Annotated in this window: 15 protein-coding genes; 9 read left to right on the top strand and 6 right to left on the bottom strand. The window is 63.8% G+C overall.

Going from position 1 to position 15,685, the window contains the following annotated elements; genetic code table 11:
* The first annotated feature begins 231 nt into the window (after positions 1 to 231).
* A complete protein-coding gene (locus ACX93L_RS07155; RefSeq protein ID WP_459404225.1) occupies positions 232 to 1,629 on the top strand; it encodes a nicotinate phosphoribosyltransferase in 1,398 nt (465 codons plus the stop codon).
* 3 nt (positions 1,630 to 1,632) lie between these two features.
* Here the strand turns inward: ACX93L_RS07155 and ACX93L_RS07150 are convergent, their stop codons facing one another.
* A complete protein-coding gene (locus ACX93L_RS07150; RefSeq protein ID WP_459404224.1) occupies positions 1,633 to 1,935 on the bottom strand; it encodes a hypothetical protein in 303 nt (100 codons plus the stop codon).
* A 217-nt stretch (positions 1,936 to 2,152) separates the two neighbouring features.
* Between ACX93L_RS07150 and ACX93L_RS07145 the strand changes: the two genes are divergently transcribed.
* Positions 2,153 to 2,464, top strand: coding sequence for a DUF6665 family protein (locus ACX93L_RS07145; RefSeq protein ID WP_459404223.1), 312 nt, complete (start codon positions 2,153 to 2,155; stop codon positions 2,462 to 2,464).
* A gap of 24 nt (positions 2,465 to 2,488) precedes the next feature.
* Here ACX93L_RS07145 and ACX93L_RS07140 read toward each other — a convergent pair whose 3' ends face one another.
* The gene (locus ACX93L_RS07140) at positions 2,489 to 3,115 is read right to left on the bottom strand and encodes a ribonuclease D (RefSeq protein WP_459404222.1); all 627 of its coding nucleotides are present in this window, start codon (positions 3,113 to 3,115) and stop codon (positions 2,489 to 2,491) included.
* A 111-nt stretch (positions 3,116 to 3,226) separates the two neighbouring features.
* A complete protein-coding gene (locus ACX93L_RS07135; RefSeq protein ID WP_459404221.1) occupies positions 3,227 to 4,729 on the bottom strand; it encodes an alkaline phosphatase family protein in 1,503 nt (500 codons plus the stop codon).
* Between the two features lie 285 nt (positions 4,730 to 5,014).
* On the opposite strand from ACX93L_RS07135, the gene ACX93L_RS07130 reads away from it, so the two are divergent.
* The 6 genes from ACX93L_RS07130 to ACX93L_RS07105 all read left to right on the top strand — a co-directional run bounded on the left by ACX93L_RS07130 (position 5,015) and on the right by ACX93L_RS07105 (position 11,544).
* Positions 5,015 to 6,142 carry a TIGR03364 family FAD-dependent oxidoreductase gene (locus ACX93L_RS07130; protein ID WP_459404220.1) on the top strand — a complete coding sequence of 376 codons (1,128 nt, stop codon included), beginning with the start codon at positions 5,015 to 5,017 and terminating at the stop codon, positions 6,140 to 6,142.
* Entirely contained in the window at positions 6,139 to 6,918 is a 780-nt protein-coding gene (gene phnX / locus ACX93L_RS07125) for a phosphonoacetaldehyde hydrolase (protein WP_459404219.1), read from the top strand. Before ACX93L_RS07130 ends, phnX begins: the two co-directional genes overlap by 4 nt.
* A gap of 506 nt (positions 6,919 to 7,424) precedes the next feature.
* Positions 7,425 to 9,068 carry a N,N-dimethylformamidase beta subunit family domain-containing protein gene (locus tag ACX93L_RS07120; protein ID WP_459404218.1) on the top strand — a complete coding sequence of 548 codons (1,644 nt, stop codon included), beginning with the start codon at positions 7,425 to 7,427 and terminating at the stop codon, positions 9,066 to 9,068.
* A 9-nt stretch (positions 9,069 to 9,077) separates the two neighbouring features.
* Entirely contained in the window at positions 9,078 to 10,007 is a 930-nt protein-coding gene (locus ACX93L_RS07115; RefSeq protein ID WP_459404217.1) for a beta-keto acid cleavage family enzyme, read from the top strand.
* 8 nt (positions 10,008 to 10,015) lie between these two features.
* Positions 10,016 to 10,519 carry a GNAT family N-acetyltransferase gene (locus tag ACX93L_RS07110; RefSeq protein WP_459404216.1) on the top strand — a complete coding sequence of 168 codons (504 nt, stop codon included), beginning with the start codon at positions 10,016 to 10,018 and terminating at the stop codon, positions 10,517 to 10,519.
* Entirely contained in the window at positions 10,516 to 11,544 is a 1,029-nt protein-coding gene (locus ACX93L_RS07105) for a histone deacetylase family protein (RefSeq protein ID WP_459404215.1), read from the top strand. The genes ACX93L_RS07110 and ACX93L_RS07105 overlap by 4 nt, the downstream gene beginning before the upstream one ends.
* A 12-nt stretch (positions 11,545 to 11,556) precedes the next feature.
* On the opposite strand, the gene ACX93L_RS07100 is transcribed toward ACX93L_RS07105, so the two are convergent.
* The gene (locus tag ACX93L_RS07100) at positions 11,557 to 12,516 is read right to left on the bottom strand and encodes a LysR family transcriptional regulator (protein WP_459404214.1); all 960 of its coding nucleotides are present in this window, start codon (positions 12,514 to 12,516) and stop codon (positions 11,557 to 11,559) included.
* 136 nt (positions 12,517 to 12,652) lie between these two features.
* Between ACX93L_RS07100 and ACX93L_RS07095 the strand changes: the two genes are divergently transcribed.
* Positions 12,653 to 14,083, top strand: a complete 1,431-nt coding sequence (locus ACX93L_RS07095; protein WP_459404213.1) for a phosphomannomutase — start codon at positions 12,653 to 12,655, stop codon at positions 14,081 to 14,083.
* Here ACX93L_RS07095 and ACX93L_RS07090 read toward each other — a convergent pair.
* Together ACX93L_RS07090 and ACX93L_RS07085 are read right to left on the bottom strand one after the other, a co-directional pair.
* Positions 14,080 to 15,357 carry a glycerate kinase type-2 family protein gene (locus tag ACX93L_RS07090; RefSeq protein WP_459404212.1) on the bottom strand — a complete coding sequence of 426 codons (1,278 nt, stop codon included), beginning with the start codon at positions 15,355 to 15,357 and terminating at the stop codon, positions 14,080 to 14,082. The two genes, ACX93L_RS07095 and ACX93L_RS07090, sit on opposite strands and share 4 nt — an antisense overlap.
* Positions 15,354 to 15,680, bottom strand: coding sequence for a Dabb family protein (locus ACX93L_RS07085; protein ID WP_459404211.1), 327 nt, complete (start codon positions 15,678 to 15,680; stop codon positions 15,354 to 15,356). The genes ACX93L_RS07090 and ACX93L_RS07085 overlap by 4 nt, the downstream gene beginning before the upstream one ends.
* Positions 15,681 to 15,685 lie beyond the last annotated feature (5 nt).

Below are 15,685 nucleotides of genomic sequence, written 5' to 3'. Positions count from 1 at the left end.
GCAACAGCGCGCCGCTCATGCGGCTCATAACCTCCGTCGACATGGCGACGGCGCCTGCAGAAGACATTGCCTCACTAATGATTCCGTATGCTGCGTCACAATGGTTAACAAATCACTAAGCCATATTAGGAAATCCTGCGCATTGCCGCCCCGCCCGGATTACCCTACAGCTTGGAGCAAGCGTTTTTGCGTAGAGGCAAGTTCCCATTCCTTCGCGCCGGAAGCTGCACGATGAACCAACAGAATCTCATTCTGAACACCGACAGCTACAAGCTCGGCCACTTTCTGCAGTATCCGGGAGGCGTGCGGGCAGTCTCCGGATATGTCACGACGCGGGGGCACTCCTACAAGCCCGAGGTCATGTTCTTCGGTCTGCAGATGTTCCTGAAGGAATACCTGGGCAAACCGATCACCACCGCTGACATCGACGAGGCGGAAGAGGTGGCCACGCTGAACGGCCAGCCTTTTGATCGCGCCGGATGGGTCCATATCCTGAAAGTGCACGGCGGATACCTGCCGATTCGCATCGAAGCCCTGCCGGAGGGCCTCGCCGTGCGCCGCGATGTTCCTCTGGTGCAGATCTCGAACACCGATCCCCATCTGCCGTGGCTCACCTCCTACATGGAAACGGCGCTTCTTCGGGCGGTCTGGTATCCCTCAACGGTGACGACCATGGCTTGGCGGCTGCGCCAGATGATTGCGCCGTTCCTGGAGCGGACCAGCGACCGGGCCGAAGAACTCATCCCGCGCATGATCAGCGATTTCGGCGGGCGCAGCACGACGAGCCTCGAACAGACAGGACTTGGCGGTGCGGCCCACCTCGTCCATTTCCACATTTCGGACTCGCTTGCGGGTGTCCGGCACGCACGGCGCTACTACGGCGCGCTGATGGCCGGGCGCTCCATTCCCGCCTCCGAACACACGACGATGACGGCTTGGGGCCAGAGCCGGGAGACCGATGCCTTCTCCAACATGATCGACCGTTTCGCACGCTTCGGCGCCTATTCGGTGGTGTCGGACAGCTACGACCTCAACAACGCCGTCGCCGAAGTCTGGGGCAAGACGCTACAGACCAAGGTCCGCGCGGCCGGGGCGACACTGGTCGTGCGCCCGGACAGCGGCGATCCGATCGACACGCCGGTGCAGGTGGTCGCGCAGCTCGCCTATGCCTACGGTACTCATCTCAACGGCAAGGGCTTCAAGGTGCTGGATGACAATGTCCGGGTGATCCAGTCCGACGGGGTGACGCATCAGGATATCCAGATGATCCTCGGTCGGCTCGAGGCAATGGGCTTTTCGGCGGAGAACATCTCGTTCGGCATAGGCTCGACGCTGCTACAGAAGGTGAGCCGCGATACGCTCTCCTTCACTTTTCGCACCAGCGCCATGCTAGCGTCCGACGGAAACTGGCAGACGATCGGCCGGCGTCCGGCCAATCCGCGCGAAAAGGTGCCGAGCGGAGGCCGGCAGGCTGTCTATCGCGACGAGGGGGAAATTGCCGGCGTTCCGCTGGAAGAGCTCGGACTCCGGGAAAACCTTCTGGTGCCGGTTTGGGAAAACGGCCGTCTTCTCAAGGAATGGAGTTTCGAGGACGTGCGCAGGCATGCCTTCGACGCCATGCCGCACTGAGTTTCAGGGCGAGATGTTCCTGAACATCCGGTAGAGGCCGTTATCGTCGGAATTGACGGCCGAAATCATGTCGACGGGCGGGACATAGCTTTCGGTGTGTTCCAGCGCCACCGCATCGAGCCAGGTCGCCGGCACATAGGCGGCTTTTGGCTCCTCGGGTGCGGCATACTCTTCCTCGTCACTCCATTGCTCCGCCGCCCCCGCAAATGCCGGGGTGTCGGCCTGGTCGAGCCATTCGCCAAAGATATCGCCGGCCGGGCCGTCTGCGGAGAACCTGCCTTCAGGCGGGGCCGTTCCGCTACGCAACACGCTGTCCAAAAGTATGCTCGATGCTTCCATCGTGGCCGCATTCACATCGCTAGTTCGAGGCTGACGAAGACACGGAAAATCTACCCTCCGTGTCCGCGCGAACATCATGCGACGAAGTGCTTAAGAAAGCTTAATTGACGATCGGCAAATTGAAGGCCTCTTGAACCCGTCGAGGATGACGGCCATCCTGGGAGCGTTGCCTCAGGAAAACCGAATGAGCCTTCGCCCGCCCTCCTCTCTGTCACCTGGCCGATCCGGAACGCTCTCCGCGCTGGACTACGAGCTTGCGGTGGAAAAGGCGGACGCGCTGGCCCGTGCCGGCCGCAGGGTGGAGGCGGAACTTGAGGCGCTAGAGAAAGCGAGATCGCAGGCCCTCGACATCGGTGGCCTCCTGAACGAAGCGGCCGATGCCGTGTTTGCACTGTTCATCCAGCGCGAGCTTTGCGGCATGCGCGATCAGGCCGATGCGATCCGCCGCTACGCCATTCCCAAGGATGTGGTCGCCCGGCTCGGGGTCGTTCGCTGATAGGAGAGGGTTCCGAACAGGCGGTCAGCTATGGGCGAAGATGTCCGTTTCTTCCCAACCGAGCAGGTCAAGCTTGGACCGGGTCGGAAGGAACTCGAAACAGGCGTTGGCGTGATCCATGCGGCCGTCGCGAACGAGGCGTGCCGTCAGCTTGTCCCGCAGCGCATGGAGATAGAGGACGTCGGAGGCGGCATATTCCAGCTGGGCCGGGGTCAGCATCTCGGCCGCCCAGTCGGACGACTGCTGCGCCTTCGAGATGTCGACCTCCAGCATCTCCTTCAGATTGTCCTTGAGCCCGTGGCGGTCGGTATAGGTCCGGCTGAGCCGCGAGGCGATCTTGGTACAGAAGACGGGCGTCGTGGTGACGCCGAAGGTGTGGAAAAGCACCGCAATGTCGAAGCGGCCGAAATGGAAGATCTTCTCGCGCTTCGGATCCGCCAGCATGGCGACGAGGTTTGGCGCCTCCTTCTGTCCCGCGGCGATGCGGATGACGTCGGCCGTGCCGTCGCCCGGCGAGAGCTGCACGACGCAGAGCCGGTCGCGGCGCGGCACCAGGCCGAGGGTCTCGGTGTCGATGGCGATCGCGCCGGTATAGCGCGCCGCATCGGCTGCGGAAATGTCACCCTCGTGATAGCGGATCGTCGCGGCCATCCAAATCTCCAGATCGCGGATAATGTCTTGGCGCTGGCTATAGCCCAAAGCAGCGCCAAGCACTACCGCTTTCACCGCAAAGGTGGAGACGTCCTTGCCCGACAATGCGTCTCAGACGGTCGGTCGGCTGACCGGGCCTTCCGGGGTAAGCTCTGTATAGGCGAGCGTCTGATCAAGATGCGCGGCCCTGAGCGACAGGAGCTTCTCGGCATAGCGCAAGCGGGTCATCGCGTAGGCCGGGTCCTCGGCGACATTGACGAGTTCGTTGGGATCCTTCTCCAGGTCGAAGAGCAAGGGCGGCAAGCCGGCGAAATGCACATATTTGAACGCTTTGTCGCGGACGACCGAGAGGTTGCACTGGTTGGAGTGCAGGTCGAAATGCGCTTCCCGCTCGCCGTCGACCACGTCGCGGAAGTCGAACTCGAAGAATGCCGCATCTCTCCAGCCGTCAGGTGCGCCGCCCTGCGTGAACGGCAGTAGGGACTTGCCGTCCTGGTGATTGCGCGGGCGAAGCCCGAGGCGTTCGCAGAGCGTCGGCATGATGTCCGCGGCACTGGTGAATGCATCGACCTGGCGCCCGGCAACATCCGAGGCGGACGGATCACGGATCACCAGCGGGATGTGATAGCTGCCGTCCTGATAGCCGCCCTTTCCGAGGCTCCAGTGATCCCCCATCATCTCGGCGTGGTCGGAGGTGAAGACGACGAGCGTGTTCTCCCACTGGCCGCTTTCGCGCAAGGCGGCGGCGATCCGCCCGAACTGCGCGTCAACCTCCGCGATCATCCCGTAGTAGACGGCGCGAATGCGATCGAAATCCTCCGCAGTCCAGTCGGAGACCGGACCTTCGGCCCCATGGACGAAGCTGGATTTGGTCTGCTGGGACATGGCGTAGCGGGTGAAGGGATGAACCGCCATTTCCTCGGCACGGCTGGCGGCGCGGGCATAGGCCGGTCCGTCGCCGGGGGCGAACATGCTGTTGTAAGGCTCCGGCACGCAGAAGGGAGGATGAGGCCGCAGATAGGAAATGTGGGCGAACCAGGGGCGATCCTGGATTTCGCGCCAGGCGAGAAAGGCGTCGGTGAGGAATGCCGTCTGCGTCTCGTCGGCGCCATAGGCAGGAGCGGCTCCCAATTCGCCGCTGCCATGCACGTCGCGCGTCCAGGCATCTTCGTGACCTCTGGAGCGCAGCCAGCTCAGCCACTGGCGCTCGTGCTCGAGCAGGATCTGGCCGACGGTGAAGCCCGCGAGCACGCCTTCATAGGTGGTCAGGACCGGATCCTGCGCATCAACGGCACGGGGATCGGGCGAAACGTCGGTATAGCCGAAGAGGGTGGGATCGTAGCCGGCGCGGCGGCCGGCAAGCGCCACGTTGTCGAAGCGCGCGTCGAGCGGCGAACCGTTCTGGCAGACGCGATGATTCATCTGATAGAGGCCGGTATAAAGCGTAGCGCGCGCCGGCGAGCAGGGTGCCGCTCCGGCATAATGGCGCCGAAAGAGCACGCCCTCGGCTGCGAGCGCATCGACGTTGGGCGTTTTCACCGCCGGATGTCCGACCGCGGAAAGGCAATCCCCGCGCCATTGGTCAGCGGTGATCAGCAAAATATTCGGCTTCATGAAAATGCTCCGAGGGGAAAAAACGGTACGGGCACAAGATACCGCCCGGCGACGGCGCAGTCTCATCGCCTTCGATCAATATGCAAATGAAAATACGATGACAGCGACGTAAAATTCCGTCCACCGCGTATCACGGCCGACCCCAGCGCCGAACAGAGTACTGGCACGCTCGTGAACCGTCACATTCCCTTTATGAACAGAGACCATAGGCAGGATCGAATCTTTCGGGGTTCCGGCGCGCGATGCGCCGGTTCGGTGCAGCCTTCGGACAGACGGGGAAACGTCATGGCCACTTATGATCTTGCCGTCATCGGCGCCGGCATTGTCGGCCTCGCCCATGCGCTGGCTGCCGCGCGCCGCGGCAAGAAGGTGGTCGTGATCGACCGCGATGCCCAGGCGAACGGCGCCTCGGTGCGCAATTTCGGATTCGTGACGGTCACCGGCCAGGGCGCAGGCGACTGCTGGACCAAGGCGCGGCGCGCCCGCGAGATCTGGGCCGGCCTTGTCGGAGATGCCGGCATCGCCGTCCTGCAGCGGGGCATGATCCTTGCAGCGCGGCTCGAGGAATCGGAAGCCGTCATCGACGCCTTCCTGCGCACGGAGATGGGGGAAGGCTGCCGAAGGATGGGACATGAGGAAGCCAGCGGCTTCGTTCCGGCACTTCGCGCCCCGGCAAGCCGATGGGTTCTCCACAGTCCGCACGAGGTACGCGTCGAATCGCGAACCGCCATTCCGCTGCTGACCCGCTATCTTGCAGAGAGGCATGGCGTCGAGTTTCGCTGGGGTACCACTGTCACCGCCGTCGAGCCGCCTCATATCGCCACCTCGCAGGGTCTCGTCGAAGCCGAGGCGGCGGTGGTTTGTCCCGGTGACGACTTCACGGCACTCTTTCCCGAACGAGTTGCCGCCTACGGCGCGACACGGTGCAAGCTGCAAATGCTCCGCGTCCAGCCGACTGCACCGCTCGACTTCAAGACAGCCGTGATGTCGGATCTCGGGCTCGGCCGCTATCTCGGCTATTCAGAACTGCCGGAGGCGGAACGGCTGAAAGCCCGCCTCGACAGCGACCTTGCGGCGGAGCGGGAGAATGGCATCCATCTGATCGTCACACAGTCGGCTGACGGATCGCTGGTCGTCGGCGACAGCCATCATTACGCCGCGACACCCGATCCTTTCGCATCCGAGGCGGTTGACGATCTGATCCTCGGCGAACTCGACCGCGTGCTCAATCTTCCAGGACGCCGTATCCGTGAACGCTGGGTCGGCACCTATGCCTCGGCGAAGAACTGGCGCTTCACCGACAAACCATCTGATTCTGTTCGCATCGCCGTGGTCACCAGCGGGTGCGGTGCCTCAACCGCTTTCGGGATCGGCGAGGAAACCATTGAGGATCTTTACGGGAGGACAGCATGAGCAAGTTCAAGGCAGTGATCTTCGACTGGGCCGGGACGATGATCGACTTCGGCTCCTTTGCACCCATGGGTGCCTTCGTCGAAACCTTCGCCAAGTTCGGCGTGGAGGTGACCATTGCCGATGCGCGGAAACCGATGGGGCTGCCGAAGCGGGCGCACATCGCCGCAATGCTCAACGAACCCCACATCGCCGCCCGCTGGCAGGCGGCCCGGGGTCATGCACCGGACGACGCCGCCATCGATGAAGTCTACGCACTTTTCGTGCCGCTCAACGAAGAGGTGGTCGTCGACTATTGCGAACTCATACCGGGCGCGCTCGAGGCCTGCGCCTATCTTCGAGCCCGCGGCATCAAGATCGGCTCGACGACCGGCTACACGCGCTCGATCATGAAGCGGGTCCTGCCGATCGCCGCGAAGCAGGGCTACGAGCCCGACAATCTGATCTGTGCGGACGACCTGCCACTCGGCCGGCCGACTCCAATCGGCATGTATCAGTGTTTCGTGGACCTGCTGGTCTATCCGCCGCAGGCTGTGATCAAGGTGGACGACACCGTACCCGGCATCGCGGAAGGCGTTGCCGCTGGATGCGTAACGGTCGGCCTCACGCTCTCGGGTAACGAAGCCGGGCTGACGCCTGCCGACCTTGCCGCTCTCGACCCCGCGGAACGTCAGGCCTTGCACGAACGCATCGGTACGATGTTGAAGGAGGCTGGGGCGGACCACGTCATCGAAACGGTCGCCGATTTGCCTCGACTCCTCGACACACTGGGCGCGTGAAACCTCGCATCGCCTGCCGGCAGTGGCCATCGCTGCGCAACCGCGCAAATTAAGACGGATTCAGCCCAAGTGTGATGAAAATTCAGGCAGAGAGTGTTATCTTCTCGCCAGAATATGTTGGCTCCAGCCGATCCCGATCCTTGTGACGAGCGGAGCCATGCACAAATCGCACTGCTGCATTGCAGCAACGAAGATAGCAATCCGCCAGCGATGCCGCTATATTTCAATCATCGAAGCGGTGCACTCCTCCTCCCAGCGCCGCTAGATAGGATCGGCAATACTCCTCCTCCCAATTGCCGATCAAGTTTAAGAGCCTGGCGCACCTCCTCCCGCGCCGGGCTCTTTTCATTTCCGGACCCGATATCCCAGCCACATCATTCATGTAATCTATGATCGCCATTGCAGCGATCTATTTGAAAAATGTCCTCGCCTGAAGGATGCTCTGTGAAACCGCGCCAAGTGCGATGGATGCGTCGCCCGCGACGTTCCCTTCCGGAGACCGACCGATGGCATTGCCCAAGACATTTCCCGATTACGGCCTGGATGCCGCGCAGAGGCACAAGGCGGTCCGCACCCACTACTACGAGTATCCGGGCATGGACGGCGAACGAGGCGAGATCTGGTGCTACTCGGATCGCTTTTCCTATGCGCCGGGCGAGACGGTCACCCTCTTCGTCAGTTCCACCGCTCCTGCTTATGACCTCCTGGTGGCCCGGGACGGAGCCACGGATACCCTCGTCCTCACGCGGCAAAATCTCTCGTCCCACTGGCAGGAGACCCCTGAACACTGCTCCGTCGATGGCTGCGGCTGGCAGGACAGCTTCTCCTTCGCCATCCCGGAAGACTGGCCATCAGGCGCCTATCGCCTGACGCTGACGGCCGAAGGGCGCGATGGCGCGCCCATCCGCTGCCACCACCTTTTCATCCTTCGCCCGCCGGTGGCGCGCCGGCCGGGACGGATACTGCAGATCGCGGCGACAGGCACCTGGACGGCCTACAACACCTGGGGCGGTTCCAATCATTACGAAGGCATCACCGGGCCTGACCGCAACCAGTATTCCGTGCGTGTCAGCACACAACGGCCATGGTGCCGGGGCTTCGTCGTGTTGCCGCCCGAGGCGCCTCGCGTGCCGCTCGAAGTCGACATGCCGCCCGGCACCGTGCCGCGCTATCCGCATATGGAATGGGCCTATGCGACGGGGCATTCCAAGAAATATGCCTCGGCGGGCTGGGCAAGTTATGACAGCCACTTCTTCCGCTGGGCGGAGAGGGCCGGCTATGGCGTGGATCTCGCCACCCAGCACGAGTTGCATTTCCATCCGGAACTGCTGGAGGGCTATGATTGCGCCGTCTTCGTCGGGCATGACGAATACTGGACGTGGGAAATGCGTGACGCGGTCGACCGTTTTGTCGAGCGCGGCGGGCATGCCGCCCGGTTCGCCGGCAACTTCATGTGGCAAACGCGCCTCGAGAACGAGGGTACGCAACAGGTCTGCTACAAATATCGCGCCCGTTCCGAGGATCCCGTCTACCAGACCGGCGACACCAGCCGGGCGACGAATTGCTGGGAAGCACCGGAAATCGGCAGGCCGGGATCGGCGACCTTCGGGCTCAACTCCTCGAACGGCGTCTATGCGGGCTGGGGCGGATGCGCGCCGCGCGGCGCGTGCGGCTTTCCGATCTACCGACCCAAACACTGGGCCTTTGCCGGAACCGGCCTGTTCTACGGCGACCTGCTCGGGGCAAACAGTCATATCTACGGCTATGAAGTCGACGGACTGGATTACGAGATCCGTCACGGCAGGCCCTATCCGAGCCCGACAAGCGGCGCACCGCAGGGGCTCGAAATCCTCGCTCTCGGCATGGCAAGCCAGGTGGAGGAAGCCGACTTCCTGTCGATCGAGGACCAGTTCTTCGGCGACGAGGACGGCCGCTTCATCGCGGAAACCCTTTACGGTGAGGCGAGCGACGAGAACCTCGAAAAGGTTCGCTATTCCAACGGAATGATCGTCAACTTCCCGAAGGGCAAGGGCGAGGTCTTCCACGCCGGTACCTGCGAATGGGTTGCCGGGCTTCTGCGACGCGATGCCATGGTCGAGAAGGTGACACACAACGTGCTCGAGCGAGCCATCAACCCCTCCAGGCGATAGCGGGACACCATGAAATCGAAAAAGGTCATCATAAGCTGCGCGGTCACCGGCTCGGTCCACACGCCGTCGATGTCGCCCTATCTTCCGGTCACCCCGGAACAGATCGCCAGCGATGCGATCGCAGCCGCCCAAGCCGGCGCCGCGATCCTGCATCTGCACGCCCGCGACCCCGAGAACGGGCGACCATCGGCCGATCCCGCCGTCTTCATGCAATTCCTGCCTGTCATCAAGCAGGCCTGCGGCGCGGTCATCAACATCACCACCGGCGGCTCCTCCCTGATGACGCTCGACGATCGGCTGGCCGCCGCGCTACGCGCAGAGCCGGAAATGTGCTCGCTCAACATGGGATCGATGAATTTCGGGCTTTACCCGGCACTCGACCGGCCGCGCACGTGGCAACACGAGTGGGAACCGCAATTGCTGGAAGCGACACGCGGGACGATCTTCAAGAACACGTTTTCCGATATCGAAGCGATTCTCAAACGGCTCGGCGAAGGCTGCGGAACCCGTTTCGAGTTCGAATGCTACGACGTTGGCCATCTCTACACGCTCGCGCATTTCCGTGATCGCGGACTGATCTCCGGAACACTGTTCATCCAGTTCGTCTTCGGCGTGCTGGGCGGGATCGGCACCGATCCGGACAATCTAGCCCATATGCGACGCATCGCCGACAAGCTGTTCGGGGACGACTACCGCTTTTCCGTCCTGGCGGCCGGCCGCCAACAGATGCCGATGACCACCATGGCGGCCACCATGGGCGGCCATGTCCGCGTCGGGCTCGAGGACAGCCTCTATGACGGGCGGGAACTCGCCCGATCGAATGCCGACCAGGTCCGCCGTATCGTGCGCATTCTCGACGAGCTGTCGCTCGAACCCGCGACACCGGACGAGGCACGTGCCATGCTCGGCCTCAAGGGCGCCGACCGGGTCGCCTTCTAGGAGAAAGCATGGTCGACGATATATCGCTGACGATCCGCCAGGCACTGGCTGGCGACGTGGAGACGCTGCACGCGGCCCTGCTCGCGCTTGCCCGCCACACCGGCGACGAAGGGAAGATGGAGAGCACGCCGGTCGACCTCCTGAAGCACGGTTTCGGCGAACGGCCGGATTTCGAGGCGCTGATCGCAGAAGTCGACGGCCGGTTCGCCGGCATGTGCCTGTCGTTCTGGAGCTTTTCCACCTGGCGAGGACAGCTCGGCATCTATGTTCAGGACCTTTACGTGGATGATGCCTTTCGCGGACGCAAGATCGGCGAGCGATTGCTGAAAGCGGCTGCCGCCCGTGGCCATCAACGCGGCGCCCGCTATCTCCGACTGTCGGTCGACACGGCCAACCTGTCAGCCCAGGCCTTCTACGAACGCGTCGGCATTCGCCATTCGCGCGACGAACAGATCCACATGATGCGCGGCGAGGCGTTCGAAGCCTTCGCCCGGGAGGGAATGAACGAATGAAAGTCTTCTTCGCTGACGAGCAGAAGCGCCATGACCCGAAGTTCTTCCTGTCGAGCGGGGGGCGCCAGCCCAACCCGGAACAGCCGGAGCGAACCGAGCGCCTGCTCGACGGCGCCCGAGCAGCCGGGCTCGGACAGGTGCGCCCAGACAATCACGGGCTCGGCCCGATCTCGGCGATCCACACACCTGAATATCTCGACTTCCTGCAACGTATCTATCAGCGCTGGCAGCATATCGAGGGCGCTTCGGAAGAGGTGATCCCCAATATCCATCCGATCGCCCGCACCGGAAGCTATCCGGCATCGGCGGTAGGACAGGCCGGCTATCACATGGCCGACACCTCGTGCCCGATCTCCGCGGAGACCTTCGACAGCGCATGCTGGAGTGCCTGGAGCGCCGTCTCGGCCGCCGATGCCGTGATGGCGGGAGAAAGTGCCGCCTACGCGCTCTGCCGGCCGCCGGGCCATCACGCCTTCCGCGACGTTGCCGGCGGCTTCTGCTTCTTAAACAATTCGGCGATCGCCGCACAGCGCCTGCGCCGCACGGCCGAACGCGTCGCGATCATCGATGTCGACCTGCATCACGGCAACGGGACGCAAGGCGTCTTCTACGAGCGTTCGGACGTGTTGACCGTCTCGATCCATGCCGATCCGGTGCGCTTCTACCCCTTCTTCTGGGGCCATGCAGACGAACGGGGCGAAGGCCTAGGGCTGGGTTACAATTACAACGTGCCGCTGCCGCGCAAATCGGACGACGCGGCCTATCTCGACGCGCTCAAGGCGGCGCTGCGACGTGTCGAGGCCTTCAGCCCCGATGCCATCGTCATCGCGCTCGGGCTCGACGCCTTCGAGAAGGATCCGTTCGGCGGCCTTGCCGTGACGACGCCAGGCTTCGCACGGATCGGCGAGGCGCTGGCGCGGCTCGGTCGTCCCGCCGTCATCGTGCAGGAAGGCGGCTATCTGTGCGACGAACTCGGCGACAATCTCACGTCATTCCTGTCGGGCTACGGCACCAAGTCAGTCTGACGCCCTCCTCGCTCAGGCTCGCGGATAAGTGCGGGCTTCGAGCGGCGTCTCATCGAGGGCATTGCCTAGCGCTTCGAGCAGCAAGGTCTCGGGCCGAGATCGCCGCGCGGCCGGATCGTGGATGAGATGCACGTCGACGGCGGGCGGTTCGCTGAACGGCGGCAGGCGCCAGAGGCGGCCTGCGTCGACGTCCCCTTCCACGGCGTGGATCGGCAAGGGGCCGAAACCGAAGCCAGCGACGATCAGCCGCTTGACCTCTTCCAGATGGGACGACGTGCCCATGATCTTGCCGGACAGCCCCTGCTGCTGGCGGAGCAGCGCCACCGGCCATAGGGCATCGGCCATCTGGTCCGTCTTGAACGATACATAGGGCTCGTCCCGCAGATCCGCGAGTTGCACGTCGCTTCGGCCGAACAGACGGTGGCGCGGCCCGCAGAAATAGCCGAAATGCTCGCGGTAGAGCGGTCGTGCTTCGAGTTTCGCGTTGCGTTCGGGGAGCAGGCAGATGCCGAGCGCGACCTCCCGGGCGAGAACGGCCCCGATGATCTCCCGGCTCGGCGCGACGGTGAGCGACAGGGTAACGCCGGCAAAGGTCCGGTGGAAGGTCGACAAAACGTCGTCGAGGAACGGACAGACCACGTGGCTTGCGAGCGCGATGTCGATGTGTCCCGCGACTTCATCCGGCGACTCGTCGATCCGACCCGGCAGGCCGGAGACGATGTCGAAGAGCGACACGCATTCGCCATAGAGACGCTGACCGGCCGGCGTCACGGAAAAATGGCCGGCCTTTCGCTCGATCAGGCGGCAGCCCATATGGGTCTCCAACCGCCGAAGGGCATTGCTGACGCTGGGCTGGGTAAGCGACAGCCGCTCGCCGGCGGCGGTCAATCCCCGCTCCTGCACGATCACCATGAAAGTACGCAGCAGGTTCCAATCGATTTCCCAGACAAACCTGCGCCGCTGACCACTCATCATCATCCCCTTCGCATCACCTGATGGTCGTAACATCCACACCGACGAGATCAAGACGCCCTTCGCCCAGCATTGCCTAAAGCGCCCGCCCGCTCTACCTATGCGACCGACGGTCAATCGCGAGGAGACGAGCAAGATGGCAGTGAAATTCGGAACGAGCGGCCTCAGAGGTCTTTCGACGGAGCTGGCCGGAAGCGTCTCGGCTCTCTATGCAACCGCGTTCGCCCGTTTCCTTCTCACCGAAAAGCTCGCCGCACTCGGCAGCCCAGTGGTCGTCGCCCAGGATTTCCGCCCTTCGAGCCCCGAAATCGCCGCGACCGTCATGGCGGCGCTGCGTCGCGCAGGCCTTGAGCCCATCGCTTGCGGCACCATTCCGACGCCGGCGCTCGCACTATACGGCGGCAAGATCAACGCCGCCGGCATCATGGTGACCGGCTCGCACATTCCCGCGGACCGCAACGGCATCAAGTTCTACCGTCCAGGCGAAGAGATCACCAAGGCGGACGAGACAGCGATCACCACGCTTGCCGACACGCTTTCCGGCGATGCAGCGGCCAACCTGGTCGAGGCGGGCTCCGGAGAGAACCATGAACAGGTTGCCACGAACCTCTTTCTGGAGCGCAACATGGCCGTCTTGCCGGCGGGTGCACTGACCGGACTTCGCGTCGGCGTCTACCAGCACAGCACGGTCGCACGCGACATGATGGTGAAGGTGTTCGAGCACTACGGCGCAACCGTCTTCCCGCTCGGGCGGTCGGATGACTTCATTCCGGTCGACACCGAAGCGGTTTCCGACGACACGATCCGGCTGATGGCCGACTGGACGGACAAGCTCTCGCTCGACGCAATCGTCTCGACGGACGGCGACGGCGACCGCCCACTGGTGGCCGACGAACACGGACGGCCTTTGCGCGGCGATTTTCTCGGGCTGGTCGCCACCCGGTTCCTCGAGGCCAAGGTCGTTGCGACGCCGGTGACCTCGAACTCCGGACTGGAGGCAGCCGGCGGTTTCGAGGTGGTGCGCACGCGGGTCGGCTCACCCTTCGTGATCGCCGCGATGGAAGAAGCGCTGGCCGACGGCAAGGACGGCGTGATCGGCTTCGAAGCCAACGGCGGACTGATGGTCGGCTCGGACTTCCCGCTCGGCACAACCGTGCTGAAGGCTCTGCCGACACGTGACAGCTTTCTGCCGGCGCTTGCGGTACTGGGCATGGCGGCAGGGGCCGGACAGTCGCTCTCGGCGCTTGCCGTAGCCTACAGCCTGCCAATTGCGCTCAGCGACCGGCTGGAGAATTTTGCCGTCGAACGCAGCGCGGCGCTGATGGCCCATCTCAGGGCAAATCCTGACAACCTTGCTGCCTTTGTGGCTCCACTCGGCCAGGTCAAATCGGTGAGCGACATCGACGGACTGCGGGTCACGCTTGCCGACGACAGCGTCGTCCACTTTCGCCCCTCAGGCAATGCCCCTGAAATGCGCTGTTATGTCGAGGCCACGGACCAGGCGGCAGCCGAAGCGCTGCTGGCCAAGGGACTTGCTACACTGGCCGCGTGGATGCCGGCTGCCTAGTCGTCCGTCACCAGCATTGCGCGGAAATCGTTGACATTGGTGCCGGTCGGCCCTGGAACAAACAGGCTCTCGGCGAGCGCGAAGGCCGACCAGGCGTCGTGACCCGCAAGCAGCGCGCGCGGGTCGCCGCCGGCGGAGCGAATGCGTGCCACGGTCGTGCCATCGGCGAAGGCGCCGGCATTGTTTTCCGAACCGTCGATGCCATCGGTATCGGCCGCCAGAGCATGGATGCCGGCGGTCCCGTCGATATCGAGGGCCAGCGACAGCAGGAGTTCGCTGTTTCTCCCGCCCTTGCCGTAGCGGTCATTGGAAATCGTCACCGTCGTCTCGCCGCCGGAGAGGATCACCACCGGTCGGGCGAAGGGGCGGTTCCGCTCCTTAACCTCCCGCGCGACCGCGGCATGCATGCGGCCGATGTCGCGGGCCTCGCCCTCGATGGCGTCGGAGAGGATGACGGCCGGGATGCCGAGTTCTTCCGCCTTGTGCGCCGCCGCCTCCAGCGAGACACGGGCGGAAGCGATGACATGGACCTCGTTACGGGCAAAGATCGGGTCGGCCGGATCCGGCGAGTCGGCAGCTTCCGTTTTCAGATGGGCCATGACGGCGGCGGGGAGTTGCATCCCATATTCGGTAATGATCGCCAGTGCCTCCGCGGGGGAGGATTGAGACGGCACGGTCGGCCCCGAGGCGACGAAGGCTGGGTTGTCGCCCGGGACATCGGAAACGATCAGGCTGACGACACGGGCCGGCGCACAGGCTGCGGCCAGGCGTCCACCCTTGATGCGCGAGACATGTTTTCTCACCACGTTCATCGCCGAGATCGGCGCGCCGGAGGCGAGCAACGCCTTGTTGATGGCAATCTCGTCGCCAAGCGTCAGCCCGTTCGGCGGGGCGGGCAGCAGCGCCGAGCCGCCGCCGGAGATCAGCGCCACGACGAGATCATCCTCGGTGAGACCTTCGACCCTCTTCAACAGGGCGTCCGACGCCCGCAATCCGGCCTCGTCGGGAACCGGGTGCGCCGATTGCAGGACCGCGATGCGCTGGCACGGTTCGACTGGACCGTGGCGCGCGACCACCAGTCCTTCGAGCGGACCATCCCACAGCTTCTCGAAGGCGGCCGCCATCTGGCTCGCCGCCTTGCCGGCGCCGATGACGATGGTGCGACCCTTGGGTCTTTCCGGAAGATGCGCCCTGATCGCCGCATAGGGGTCGGCGGCAAGGACTGCCGCCTCGAAAAGCGATGTCAGGAAGGCGCGTGGGTCGGTCAGGGTCACGAATTCTGGTCCGCTATCTCGATGTCATAGACCAGAATGCCGTCGAGGCCGCCGACGGCGTTGTCGACGATCCTGGCGCCGGTCTTCTGGTGTTCCGGATCGGCAAGATAGGCGTCCCGCGCCGCCGGTCCATCGAAATCGACGACAAAGCCCTCACCATAGCCCTTGTCCATGCCGACCTCCGGGCTGACATTGTCGCCGATATGGGCAGCCAGAAAGCCGGGCAGTCGCGACTTCAGCGCGGCGATCTCGGCATAGATTGCCGCCTTGGTTTCCTTCGTCGTTTCGGGCTTGAAGCGGATGAAGACGCAGTGCCGGATCATGGAAG

This window comes from Rhizobium sp. CAU 1783, assembly GCF_054551725.1.
The sequence above is the reverse complement of the archived record's forward strand: the minus strand, read 5'-3'. Positions and strand labels throughout refer to the sequence as shown.

Excerpts from the sequence above, each read along its gene's own strand:
- ACX93L_RS07155 (WP_459404225.1), top strand. The coding sequence starts at position 232 with ATGAACCAACAGAATCTCATTCTGAACACCGACAGCTACAAGCTCGGC.
- ACX93L_RS07145 (WP_459404223.1), top strand. The coding sequence starts at position 2,153 with ATGAGCCTTCGCCCGCCCTCCTCTCTGTCACCTGGCCGATCCGGAACG.
- ACX93L_RS07140 (WP_459404222.1), bottom strand. The coding sequence starts at position 3,115 with ATGGCCGCGACGATCCGCTATCACGAGGGTGACATTTCCGCAGCCGAT.
- ACX93L_RS07135 (WP_459404221.1), bottom strand. The coding sequence starts at position 4,729 with ATGAAGCCGAATATTTTGCTGATCACCGCTGACCAATGGCGCGGGGAT.
- ACX93L_RS07130 (WP_459404220.1), top strand. The coding sequence starts at position 5,015 with ATGGCCACTTATGATCTTGCCGTCATCGGCGCCGGCATTGTCGGCCTC.
- phnX (WP_459404219.1), top strand. The coding sequence starts at position 6,139 with ATGAGCAAGTTCAAGGCAGTGATCTTCGACTGGGCCGGGACGATGATC.
- ACX93L_RS07120 (WP_459404218.1), top strand. The coding sequence starts at position 7,425 with ATGGCATTGCCCAAGACATTTCCCGATTACGGCCTGGATGCCGCGCAG.
- ACX93L_RS07115 (WP_459404217.1), top strand. The coding sequence starts at position 9,078 with ATGAAATCGAAAAAGGTCATCATAAGCTGCGCGGTCACCGGCTCGGTC.
- ACX93L_RS07110 (WP_459404216.1), top strand. The coding sequence starts at position 10,016 with ATGGTCGACGATATATCGCTGACGATCCGCCAGGCACTGGCTGGCGAC.
- ACX93L_RS07105 (WP_459404215.1), top strand. The coding sequence starts at position 10,516 with ATGAAAGTCTTCTTCGCTGACGAGCAGAAGCGCCATGACCCGAAGTTC.
- ACX93L_RS07100 (WP_459404214.1), bottom strand. The coding sequence starts at position 12,516 with ATGAGTGGTCAGCGGCGCAGGTTTGTCTGGGAAATCGATTGGAACCTG.
- ACX93L_RS07095 (WP_459404213.1), top strand. The coding sequence starts at position 12,653 with ATGGCAGTGAAATTCGGAACGAGCGGCCTCAGAGGTCTTTCGACGGAG.
- ACX93L_RS07085 (WP_459404211.1), bottom strand. The coding sequence starts at position 15,680 with ATGATCCGGCACTGCGTCTTCATCCGCTTCAAGCCCGAAACGACGAAG.